11 protein-coding genes are annotated in these 12067 nt (G+C 51.3%); 1 reads left to right on the top strand and 10 read right to left on the bottom strand.

Features of this window, described 5'->3' with window-relative positions; translation table 11 throughout:
• Positions 1 to 235: 235 nt before the first annotated feature.
• From HMPREF2909_RS09435 to HMPREF2909_RS02150, 8 genes are read right to left on the bottom strand one after another with little or no spacing between them, the layout of a single operon-like run.
• The gene (locus HMPREF2909_RS09435; protein ID WP_071415059.1) at positions 236 to 817 is read right to left on the bottom strand and encodes a hypothetical protein; all 582 of its coding nucleotides are present in this window, start codon (positions 815 to 817) and stop codon (positions 236 to 238) included.
• Between the two features lie 22 nt (positions 818 to 839).
• Positions 840 to 1961: an aggregation-promoting factor C-terminal-like domain-containing protein gene (locus tag HMPREF2909_RS02175; RefSeq protein WP_071415058.1), complete on the bottom strand. Its 1122-nt coding sequence runs from the start codon at positions 1959 to 1961 to the stop codon at positions 840 to 842.
• Positions 1954 to 3243, bottom strand: a complete 1290-nt coding sequence (locus tag HMPREF2909_RS02170; RefSeq protein ID WP_071415057.1) for a hypothetical protein — start codon at positions 3241 to 3243, stop codon at positions 1954 to 1956. Before HMPREF2909_RS02170 ends, HMPREF2909_RS02175 begins: the two co-directional genes overlap by 8 nt.
• A gap of 15 nt (positions 3244 to 3258) precedes the next feature.
• Positions 3259 to 4716, bottom strand: coding sequence for a hypothetical protein (locus tag HMPREF2909_RS02165; protein WP_071415056.1), 1458 nt, complete (start codon positions 4714 to 4716; stop codon positions 3259 to 3261).
• 4 nt (positions 4717 to 4720) lie between these two features.
• Positions 4721 to 5401: a hypothetical protein gene (locus HMPREF2909_RS02160; protein WP_071415055.1), complete on the bottom strand. Its 681-nt coding sequence runs from the start codon at positions 5399 to 5401 to the stop codon at positions 4721 to 4723.
• Positions 5398 to 5565: a hypothetical protein gene (locus HMPREF2909_RS09140; protein ID WP_168165258.1), complete on the bottom strand. Its 168-nt coding sequence runs from the start codon at positions 5563 to 5565 to the stop codon at positions 5398 to 5400. Before HMPREF2909_RS09140 ends, HMPREF2909_RS02160 begins: the two co-directional genes overlap by 4 nt.
• 6 nt (positions 5566 to 5571) lie before the next feature.
• A complete protein-coding gene (locus HMPREF2909_RS02155; protein WP_071415054.1) occupies positions 5572 to 6474 on the bottom strand; it encodes a ParB/RepB/Spo0J family partition protein in 903 nt (300 codons plus the stop codon).
• Positions 6475 to 6478: 4 nt separating this feature from the next.
• Positions 6479 to 7069 (bottom strand): ParA family protein, encoded by a 591-nt coding sequence (locus HMPREF2909_RS02150; protein WP_071415053.1) that lies wholly within the window; start codon positions 7067 to 7069, stop codon positions 6479 to 6481.
• 204 nt (positions 7070 to 7273) lie between these two features.
• Between HMPREF2909_RS02150 and HMPREF2909_RS02145 the strand changes: the two genes are divergently transcribed.
• On the top strand, positions 7274 to 9046 hold the full coding sequence (locus HMPREF2909_RS02145) for a TOTE conflict system archaeo-eukaryotic primase domain-containing protein (protein ID WP_148130781.1): 1773 nt from the start codon (positions 7274 to 7276) through the stop codon (positions 9044 to 9046).
• 62 nt (positions 9047 to 9108) lie between these two features.
• Here the strand turns inward: HMPREF2909_RS02145 and HMPREF2909_RS02140 are convergent, their stop codons facing one another.
• Both HMPREF2909_RS02140 and HMPREF2909_RS09285 read right to left on the bottom strand, forming a co-directional pair.
• Positions 9109 to 9768 (bottom strand): hypothetical protein, encoded by a 660-nt coding sequence (locus HMPREF2909_RS02140; RefSeq protein ID WP_071415051.1) that lies wholly within the window; start codon positions 9766 to 9768, stop codon positions 9109 to 9111.
• A gap of 82 nt (positions 9769 to 9850) precedes the next feature.
• Positions 9851 to 11581, bottom strand: a complete 1731-nt coding sequence (locus HMPREF2909_RS09285) for a hypothetical protein (protein WP_071415050.1) — start codon at positions 11579 to 11581, stop codon at positions 9851 to 9853.
• Positions 11582 to 12067: the final 486 nt, after the last annotated feature.

Raw genomic sequence — 12067 nt, 5'->3', positions numbered from 1 at the left:
GTGGGGTGGTCTTGATATCAAGACCACCCCACAGCAGAGATATATAGAGAGAGAAGAAGGGGAAGAACAATCCCCACCACCTACCATGAGCACACATACAGAAGAAGGGAATACGTGCTCCATACTCCATGATGCGTCATGTTCTCCTATAGAAGTAATGACCAGCCACGTAAACAGCTCTTGATATCAAGGCAATCTACCACCAATCCACAGGTCAAGACCATCGAACAGAGCTCTATTTTTTATCTGTGGGCTTGTGGAAGAAATCATAGATAGCATCCAGCGCATCACGTCCAGCATTACCAATATCTCGCCCTCGATCTTGTGCCCAACCAACCAAGGAATCCCATCCCTTTTTGGCACCCTGAGCGATTTTACCGGCAGCATCCTTGGCGCTCTTGCCCCACGCTTTCACGGTGCGCGATACACCATTGGCAATACCATGTTTCGTGATTTGCTCAATAAGATTGCTGGTATCTTCCCCCACGCCCGAGGAACTATTTGTCCCGTAGACCATCACAGAATTCGACGACACATCAGTATTCCACGCACCCATCTGATCGCCCACAAGCTGACCCAAACCAGCAATAAAAAAACACGCGACAATCACACTAATCAACACGCGATCGCCAATAGCATCATCAACACGCGTCGTGGTCACACGCGCTAACACGAAACGCAATACACCAGCTATGACCGCTATGACCAACACCACAATACAGATAGCTTGAATACCACCAATAAAACGACCAAGATTGGCAGGAACCCAAGAATAATCGGGCGCTAACACAGTCGTATTATCCGCTCTAATCAACATTATGATCACACATTCCTCTCGACTAATACCAATGTTTTTGCAAATGAAAACTCTTCGCGCTACACGGGGAGCCGTACCGGTTTTTGATGTATTGCATACCCCACACGATTTGTGTGCCGGCATTGTCTTTCCAGTCGTCTTTGACGCTGCCCATCTTGCTGCCCGGTAACGATTGAGGTATCCCGTACGCATGGGAGCTTTTATTCTCGGCGTTCCACCGCCATCCCGACTCCTTATTCCATAACCACACCAAACAACCAAACTCTCCCGTATCGGACGTATCGTCGTTCCACCCGTATTGGCCCATAATGCTTTTGGCATAAGCACGCGCATCCTCGGCAGAGGCATGCACGAGATTGGCAGGCACCACATCAGAGACTTTCGTGGCATCTGACTGGTTATCATTTGTAGAGCACTGGCCAGCAATAAAATCAGTGACACCATGCAAGAACTTGGACACAGTGGACAAGTCAACGTTTTGCGTCCCCGTGTACCGGTACGCGTCTACCAGGCCCGGATCAAGGTATGGGCTGATAATAATTTCTTCCTTCGCGCCTGTACCTTGATCTCCGGCATGACCGTCATCGATACCACTGGGGTACGCGTGGCGTGCTGCACCAAAGAGGCCACCGCCTAAATATGTTTCGGTGTGAGCTTGGGTGTTCACGATAATGTCACCACGCTTGAGCACATTTTTCGCATCCTTGGCGTTACCGCTCCAATGAAAATGCATGTATCCCGCCTTCTCCAAGACCGATCCCATATTAAACGTGGTAAACGGGTAAGATACCGACAGTTGAATGCCTGCGCCTTGCGTCACGGAAAAATACACCAAAGAAGAACAATCAAAATCAGGGTTACCATTACGGCGCGGCTGAGAATACCCGTGAGATGGATCTAAAGCCACGTTCTCCACGAAACGAGCTGCAGCTTCCGCTACCGGTGTGGGCGCGGTCTCGGGCGGCTTATAATTTTTCGCATCCACCACCTGAACCGTGCTACTACTATTGCTACCCGTGTTGCTGTCGCCGGAATTGCAATGGGACGAGCTCGAGCTTAAACACACGAAAATCATGACCGGCACCAAGATCACCGCCACAATAAACGTGAGTCCACCCACCAGATACACGCCGAGTTTATTCATGTAAACCTCCCGTTAACGACAACGACATGACACCTTGATGCACGCTCCACCTCTCAGGTAGCGACACGTGCGGCGTTAACACGTGGCTGGGGTGACTGTCTATCACAGGTCGATTGGTGGGATACCAGCTACTGGTCCCATGACCCGTGCCCAGCAATCCAGGAGACAGACACGAGACCACAGTGACGGCTACACGCCGGCTCATATCCAGCTGCTCAACATCACACGTGTTCTGGGACACAGTGCGCGCTACACCAGATGTATCGATTTCCAGGATGGATGCTGCGACTAATGCAGCCATAAGAGCCACCACGTCAGCATCGTGGCCAGAAGAACTGGTGTGTGCGGTGACAATACGCGCCAAAGCGACCAACAACGAGACCACTGCTGCGTCGTCGCGGACACTCATCTGTGTATGCGCGACCGCAATATCCACGTTCTGACCGGTAGTGATCTGCCATGCGCCCGCCAAAGTGAACAGGCTCATCATGCGCTGGCGCAGCAATGTCTCATACCCACTATCGTCTGGTAGAACACGGTGTGCGGATCGTTGAACAGTCAGCAGGCTTGTTTTCTGCCGGGGAACACTGTGAGGATAATCAACCGAGTGTGGCAGCATAACCCACTGCTCGACCACCGCACTGTGGGTGGCCCACACGGGAGCATCTACACGATCACAGGCAGCAGCTGCAGCCTTCACGGGGAAAACCCTATCCGGTCCGCTCGTCTCGACCGGGATAATCACACGCATAGACTCACTGGCTAACGTGACTGTATAAGAGTGTATGCCCGTATGCTCAATATGCTGCGTGATATGTGCCTGGGGATTGACTAGAGCAGCTAACCGGTATCCCTCGTCAAGGTAAATCGGATCGAGGTAAACCTGACTCTCACGCGCACACGGGACAGTGTGATGAACTCTGCCGTGGGGATTGAGCATACGAATCGTGCTCACCGGATGCGCCAGGCTCGCGCTCGTATCATGAATCATGATGGGCGTGACCTGCTCGCACTGCTGACGCGACCATGTGGTGCGCACCACACGTGGCACCACCACATCCACATGCACACTATCCAAGTCCTGGCATGGCAAGCCTGCTGCCATCACAGGTGAGAGCAGCAGGAAGGGTGGCTCATCCACCTGGCCGCTAATCGTGAGGATCGTGTACGCATCGTGCGCATACAGTGCGCCGATAAAGCGTGCTAAACGCTGCCACTGCTGCCCCGTAGTAATCTGCCCCAACGTGTGCTGCGCGTTGCTCATATACTCAACCAACTGCATAATCCTGGTATCCTCCTAGTTCAAACTTCCTGGTAAATACGCTTCACCCGGATCCGAGGGCACACTCCATGACGGCGACCCCGATGGTACAGACGGAGTAGATGGTGTAGAACGCCGAGGAACTGCACCACCAGACGAACCCGAACGAGAGCGAGGTACTACCGGCACACTCTGCGCCTGCGCCTGCTGCTGCGCCTGTGCTTGCGCTTGCGCTGCGGCTGCTGCAGCTTGTGCGTCGGCATCCTTCTTCGCCTGCACACTACTATTGACCTGATCAATCGCAGATTGAGCTTCTTGCATCTTCTCACTGAGCGTTTCAACGGTAGCCTTCTTATCCTTCACCGCAGCATCTAAAGCATCAATCTGGGTTTTCAACGTGTCACGCGTAGTGTTATCGGCGACCTGGCCATTAGACGAGGAATACAGGCTAGTAGCTTCATCGAGTTTCGCCTGGGCAGCAGTTTTCGCGTCGATGAGCTTTTTAGCCTGAATACTTGCCCCGATACTCTTCTCGAGATCGCGTATTTTCTTCTGCGCTGCGGTCAGATCATCCGTGGCGCCATGAACGCGCGTCAACGTGCGATCGGCCGCCTGTGTATCGAAAGAGCCAACCGTGCACGATAAGCCACTCATCTTCGTTACCGGGTTTTTCACCACACGCGAGAGCTCATCGAGTAACGTGGCATCGACCAGACTGGTTGTATCGGTAGAGTCAAGCAGTGTGCGCGCAGCAGCAAGATGAGATGTATACGTGCTATAGGTCTTCTCATACACACTCACCGCACTCGTGCAGTCGCGTCCGACCTGCTGCGCATGCCCACCAGTAATAAGAATGCCCACGATCATCGTGGCCACCAGACCCACACCCGTCAAGACAATTGTTCGTGATTGCACACGTGGCAGACTAAGCCTCTGTTTCTTCTGATCAGGCGTCGTAGCGGTTGGCTGCCACGTGTCTGCCGCATCATCAGCAAGACCGGCGAATACACTAAAATCATCCGCGCTATCCGTGGTCTCCCCCTGGGCTAACGGCGTGGCAGCGTCTTCTCTATGATCTTCTGGTTCGCGTATAGGCTCAGCGACTTGGTCGAGGAACGACACCGCAACCGGCGCATCCTCAACATCTGGCACGTCAGTGTGAGCAGTATCCTGGGTGGCTGCTTGTTCTACTACTTCTTGTGGTGTGGCTTGTGAGGTGAGTACCGTCCACGCTTGCTGGACACGTGCTATCAACGACTGGCGGCTCGTATTCTTGGTTGAGAATGTGGTGGGCGTATTCTCGTGGCTTCTGGTATGGCCGAGGTCTTCAGCAATCAGTGCTCTCAACGCTTCTTGCTGTTTTTTCTTGAGCTCACTTTTCGACAAGACGCTCCCAGAAACAGGTGTATCCTCACCCACGTTCTTTGTGGGAGAGGATAATCCAGTTTGTTCCATAAAACAGGCTTGCGGCTCGTCGAGATCAACACCAAACATGCAGTTACTCCTGACTATCTCCTGACAGTTTTACGGGGAACGGGTGAGGGAAATATCCCGGTTCTGGCGTATATGTCATGACTTTGCCCGAGGTACGAAAAGCAGCCATGACATGCAGGATGCGTTGGACTTCTTCGATGTTCTCACCGCGGCTTGTTAAATACTGTTTCTCGTCGGGCATTAACTCGTACTGGCTCGCTGCCCAATACGCGCCCTGCATAAAACCTTGCACGCGATCATCAAACGGTGTCGTATACACGGGAGCCATACCACCAGCGTGCGCGTTAAAATCGTTGGTATTGCCACCCGTATAGGTACTCCACCCCAGCGGTGTCGTGGTCTTCTTGCCGCTCGTGAACATGTGGCGCAGCGAGGTCGCCGTGTTCGGACGCAACGAGTGTGCTAAAAACACAGCCAAACTTATCCACGCGCTCATCGAGACCGTCACCATAATCAACGACACCACCGGATGCATTCTAAAAAGCTCGACCATACTCGACCAGTACAGGCCAGCTAACACAACGAACAGGAGAGGACTGCCCAGGGACAGGATAATACTGATCCATGTGAAAATCGGACGCAGCACACGAGAAAACGGTGGCTTCACATGCAAAGAACACCACACCAAAACCCCCGCGAGAGCCAAACACACAGGAATAACCTGAATAACCAGCGTAAAAATCATCTGTTGAGCTCACTTTCACCATCAGATGACAACACGCGCGCGGCTAACTGTTTGGTTTCTTGCCTGGCCAGCCACGCCACACGAAACAGGTACGCGATAACAATCAGTTCGATACACGCCACAGCGATAGACATGATGGCGATAATCCAGTGCATAAGTTCCATAACAAATCAGTCTTCCTTCTTATAAGCAGTGAGTGCTTGACGAATAGTTTCTAAAGCGTCGGCTGGTGTGGACACGTCACCGGCAAACCAGTCCAAGGGGACGGCCACACGAACAACCGGAGTTTCTGTAACGGCGTGGAACACGTGGTCAAGTATCTGTTCGCTGACCTCGTGTGTCTGGTTATACTGTGCTAAAAACTCGGATAGAAACGTGTTTTTGGCTTTCACGTCGGGATGCACGCGCATGTAGTTATCGAAAACAGCCAACTGATTGCCGTCTAAACTAATGAGCATACGCGCGAACTTTTCACCCATACGTTTCTTGTCAATCAGATCCAGCAAGGAATCGGGTAAACGACCCAAGGAGGCCAGGCGGCGGATGGACACTTCGCTCGTATTGAACTGCTGGGCGAGAACTTCCGCTGTGGTGTGGGCGCTATCGGTTTTCACTCCTTGGTGCATCATGGCCTGGTAGCGTTGATACATGCTCTTGGCACGCTCCGAGAATAGTAAGGATGGACGGTTCAAGTTCGCGTCCACCATCATGATGGTGGCTCGGTCATCATCAGCATGCACCACGATCGCCGGCACACGCTCTAACCCCAGCTTGCGTGCAGCGTGCACACGGCGATGGCCACTAATAAGCTCGAACATGCCATTCTCATTCTCCAGCGCGCGTACGATCACGGGAGTGTGGATACCATTGCGTTCGATACTGGCCATGAGTTCAGCCATCGCGGTATCGTCGAGGACCTTGAACGGGTGATTATGAAAAGCGCGCAGCTTATTGATATCAATCTGCGTGACCGTGTGCGAGGACACGTCCGGCGTGGCCGGGCTCGAGAAAATACTGGCTTTGCCCTGCGCGTCTACCGACGAGGACGCCGGAGCAAAAGGATTGTTCACCATGATCCTAGATGTCCTTATTCTTGATCAAATCTAATAATTCTGTGAGCACGTCCGCATACTCGAACAACTTTTTCGGGTTGGTGCCCATCGCTAGTTTCAAGGGTTGGCGTTTGCGGATGACCGGGTAAAAGCGTGGTAACCGTTGCTCCGCTAAAGCAGCGACCAGGCTTTTGAACGCACTGGTGTTTTCCTCAGCGCGTGTAAGCAAAATACGCTTCGGTGTGGTTGTTGGAATGTTGTGCATCGTAATCCAGGTTTGCTGGTAATCAACCGCCGTATCCGTCATCGGAACAATCACCACATCAGCCACACTCAACGCCTGCACCATAACGTCACCGGCAGGCGGCAAATCAATAAACACCAACTCATGCTCATCAGTGGGTTTCATGAGCGTGGATCGGTTGGCTGGCATCACCTCAAATGGTAACGGTTGACCGATAGACGCTGCTTGGTCTGCCCATAGGCTCGCACTGGCCTGAATATCCGCATCCCACACGCGCGCAGCCAAGCCACGCATCACCGCGGCAGAAGCTAAATACAAGGTGGTCGTGGTTTTACCCACACCACCCTTCGCGTTCGCAATAGCAATCTTCATAATCAAACTCCTCATCAACATATCCGACCACGTCTCTCGAAATTTTTTTGTGGTCTATCAGGTAATGCATCCAAGTAGGGAACCGTGTTGATATCAACAGGAAAAACATGAATATCAATAAACGATTCACGCTCATGTCATTTATCAGTGAAGGCAAAAAAAAATTTGTAGCCACCAAATGACCGCGTGAAAGGGGTGTGAGCTGTGAGCAGATTCATGGATCCATGGGCATTAACCCGTGAGCTGAGCGTGCGTGACACAATCCGTGTCTACACGCGCACTGCCGGCGCGTACACCAACACCACACGCGAAACCAGCATGACCAAACAACCTTTAGACCCGTGGGCGATGTATTTAGCATGGGAGAACACGTATCAATACCTGGTCTTCGATATCGACAACCACACCAACAATCCCGCGCAAGCAGACAAAGATGCTGCCCGGCTGCAAGAATTGTTAGACACACACGGTATTGAGTACGTACTGTGTTCGTCGTCTGCTAACGGAGGCTACCATATCTGGATAGCACTACTCGATAGCATCAGCGCACAACTGGCCCGCGATATCGCTTTGGCTGCTCGCCGAGTGTATCCGAGTGTGGATCCGACCTGCATGCTCAACCCAGCCACCGGGTGTGTGCGCCCACCCTTGTCCCCGCACTGGAAAAAAGGCGCCAGCCGAATCCTCACCGGCGATCTCAACGCTCTGTTAGAACCAACAGCGAGTGAACAGCAGATTCTCGACCTCCTCGACAGCCTCAACAGCCTCAGCCAAGCGCTACCAGCCAATACTACGGGAGAAGACAAGCCGGCCGGGCAGCATGTAGACCAGCATGGTCTACCGTTTATCCCGGGCACGCTGCGCCCACTGTCTCCTGCAGCGATAAGCGCACTGAACGCACCAGTGAGCCCAACGACGGATACCTCGGCACGCTTATACCAAATCACTTTAGCGGCAGTGCGCGCGCACTGGACCTACAGCCAATACACCGACTATATTGACACCCACGAGCAGTTGCCAGGACTCATACACGCATTCACGCGCAACAACCACGACACACGTATTCCCCGCGACAATAAGGGGGCGAACAGTATGCGTAGCGTGATAGCGCGCATGTGGCGCAAAGCCTACACCACCATCACCAATGGCAACACACAATTCACGGGCAGTGACAGCGAATTTCTACACCGCAGCCAGACCACCACCCATACAATTGAAAATCTCGTGGCGTGGAACATGACACGCCATCTCACAGGAACTGGTCAAGCAACCGACCAGCGCGTGCTTAACACGCTCAGCCTGTTCGCTTTGCAAGCACACCGGCTCACTATTCAAGCAGACTCACGACGCATCGCTTTAACCTGTGGGATTAGCAGACAAGCAGCATCCACCAGTCTTAAACGCCTCATGAGTCAAGGCCTTATCAGCCTGACCCGGAAAGCCGAGGGCAGACTCGCTCACACCTACACCATCCACACCATGAAAAACAGCACAAACACAAGGCTTACGGTTAGTCAATGTGAAAACCTTGACACAAGTGAATACGCCCCCACCCCTGCCACACTCTCCACGATACGCCAATCACTCCTTACCATGCTCACCTCGTGGCTGCAGATCACCTCACATGACGCCTGCACCTATAAGGGCGTCGGTATTAGACAAGGCAACCAGCTGGCCACACAACACCTAGAAAAACCGCTACCGGCAAGCTATCTCGACCAGCTCGCCATCAAACATGCGTGCGTCGGCACTACCGCCACCAGAGAAGCCACCTACACGCTAGAACGCGCCCTATGGGCATGGTGGAACCAAGAACTCACCTACCTGACCTCGCCAGCAGCCACACAAACCGGACGACGCACCACACACCCAACCGATAGTGCCAGCATGTTGACCCTGCGTCGCTATCCCCGAACCAGCGGGCACAGTCCCGACCACGGGACAGCGAAACAACTCCTGATAGCAGCTGCTGCATAACATAAAAAGCTGCCACACTCTAATAGAGAGCATGACAGCCTTAAAAGAAAGACATGGACGTGTTAGGCTGTGACGAGTTCGACGGTTTTACCCGTTTCTTGTAGATACACAGCGTGTAGATTTTTGAGCATATCCTTGTTAATATTTTGTGTTCTAAAAGCGTGCACACACACGTTTTTCACCTCTTCAACAATACGCTTATTCGGATGATAGCTGGTAGCCAACCGATTGATGTGATCCCATTCCTTACGACTAAAAAGACCCGTGTACTTCACGATAATCCGGTGAAGAATATTGAGCACGCTTTGCAACGAGTCATGGCCGGCAAAAGCAGGGAAAGTCTTGGATAACACGGCAACGAGTTCTGCACGGTCTCTGTCCTTTTCTTCCAGTAAAAGATTAAGCGGGAACAACGTGTCATACGTATCATCCTCGGGCATTTGATCAACCGGCATACTCCCCTTGAGGAAACGGGAATGCTCGCTCAGCGCGTTAAACGCGGTCACGTGAATCCATCCCGACAAGCACGATAAATCATTCCTGGCATGCAGATCAGCACTGGTATCATTCCATGCCAACATAATACGATTCAACGCGATAGCCTCGAGCGTATTAATAGACTCGCCCGTAACGCCCATCCATTTCGCGCACGCAGCCTTTAACCCGACCTGTTGGCAGGCTTCAACAACCTGGTTATAGGGAGCATAAAAAGTGCTACTCATCAGTGTCCTCTTCCCCTAAAAACTTGTGTTATCCCCCATATGGGGGATAATAAATAACGCTTCTTTTTCTCTCGTGATGGTGTTAGAACATGTTTTGCATGAGTTCATTGATTTCGTCGCGTTCACGCATCTGTTCGCGTTCACGCCGTAGCTCTTCCCCGCTCATGCCGTACGATACCGGTTTGTCAGACGTGAAAGCATGACGCACCTGCTGCAACACGGTAATGAGATCATCGATAGCCTCGACAATTTTCTGCTTAAGAGAGGCAGGAACGAGTCTGGCGAAATCACTAATCATAGCCAACGGTTGAAGAATCTTGCACACCTGCTCAATTAAATGCGTAGCATTCTTAACCAGCATCGAGCATTCAGACTTCTCGAATGTTTTATCCGAATCCAGCAGATAAAACGAGTACAAAGCATAGGTTTCCAGCTTCTCACCCAATGTTTCAGGTTCAATCATCTTATGCTCCGAATAGAGCATACGCAGCTTTTGAATACCCGTCATCCTGTTATACACATCCGCCAACACAAAACGCCAACCAGAAGCCTTGACCCTGTCACGAACAACAGTGCTCTCCTCGCTTATCACGGTCGATTCAGCATCTACAACCACCCGATCAGCAGAAGCAGTCTGAGTCTGGTCTTCTGCTTGTTCGCTGGTTTTCTGCTCGACATACGCGCTCACACGTTGTGCAGACGCATCCTCACTCACAGCGGTTTTCCAATGATTCAAGTGATACGTCACGTTCGACTGCTGCTGGCCGAGCAGTAAAGCAATCTCGCTGACCGTGGTCAGGGAACGTTCGCTATCATTCATACGCAGCGGATCGCGACCAGCCTGACCTTCCGACGCTGCCCACGCTTTCACACTAACCGGATCGAGCATGCAATAAATCGGAGTCTTAATCTTCTGGAACGACTCACCAAAAGAATGCTGATGATTATCCGCGTCCAACCATCCATCCGGACTGGTTAAATACTCGATACCATGCACAGTAATCTTGAGTTTTTCCGCGATAGCACCACGCGACAAGCCCGACACTTCCATGCGACGCACCCGTACAAACAAGCGCGTGACCTGCTCATGGAAAAAATCACCCACATCAGGCAAACCCAACGTATTAGATACAGTCCTAAAAGGAGTGTGCGTTAACTCTTCAATCTCGCGCAGCGATTTGTCCTTCAACTTCGCCAAGTAAGCAAACTCAAGGAAATCACGCATCTTCGCCGCGTCATCACGCTTATCAATACGGTATTTACCATCCATCGAAAGTACCTTCTGGTCACCGTGACCAGAAGAAGACACAGGGTGTGCAACTGGAACATGATGTTCCAGTTGCACAGTAGCTTTTTGTAAATCACGGTTGATAGTTGCGTGAGATACCCCAAGCACTGCAGCAATCACGCGGTTAGAAAACTGCCCAGTCACCTTCATAGTGTTCGACACTTGCTGGCGAGCATTTTGAATCTTGCCTAGCTCTTTTAAGTTCAGCTCAGTGTTAATGCACTCTTCTACCGAGTCATAACCCAGAATCTGCCAAATATCAGCAGAAATAACCTCGTACAAAGCCATGCATAAGCTCGCTACATTCTTGCTCGCAAGCTCCACACTCTCATTAGTAATAACCGTGAGATTACGCAAGTTATCCATCTTCGTGTTAGCCCAGCGGATCTGTTCATCAGGACTTAACGCGCGGATCTCCTCACGCTTCGCAGTATCATCAACAAACGTGATAGCAGGTGCATTAAATGTAATAAGTTCGTTAACATTGCCCACTGTAGGTACAGTGGTTTCACTATAATTAAACATGAGTGATAAAATCTTTCTTGAATGTATGGATACTTTTAACTTCTTGGTTGTTAGTATTCGACCAATGTTTATTGCTCACGCGCCCGTTCGTACTGCTGTATGACGGGCGCATCTTCATTTATCGCCATAAGTGTCGTGACTGATGAATCAAAATAAGAAGAGTGGCATGATTCTCTGTTAGTGACATCGTCGTCAGGAGTAATAACAGAGCTGTAGCCAGAGGTCCATGGTTCAAATCCATGCCCCGCTACGAATTAAAGACGAAATGTCAACACAGTTTGCTGATATTTCGTCTTTCTAATTTCTCTAAAAATGTCAAGGAACCATTTATCGGATCATTTATTTTTAAAATATACCCACCACCCGCTCAGATTTCGGAATATAGACCAAAATCGGCTTATAGGACATTTTGTGTTGGTTTTTTAGTGAGTGTGGTGCCATGCTTGTGTGTGGTGCAGATCGCGGTTATAGGTCAAAATAAACAAA

Origin of the sequence: Alloscardovia sp. HMSC034E08 (assembly GCF_001813415.1) — a bacterium.
GTDB classification, from domain to species: Bacteria; Actinomycetota; Actinomycetes; order Actinomycetales; family Bifidobacteriaceae; genus Alloscardovia; species Alloscardovia omnicolens.
Note: the sequence above shows the minus strand (reverse complement) of the source record. Positions and strands in the feature narration are given on the sequence as shown.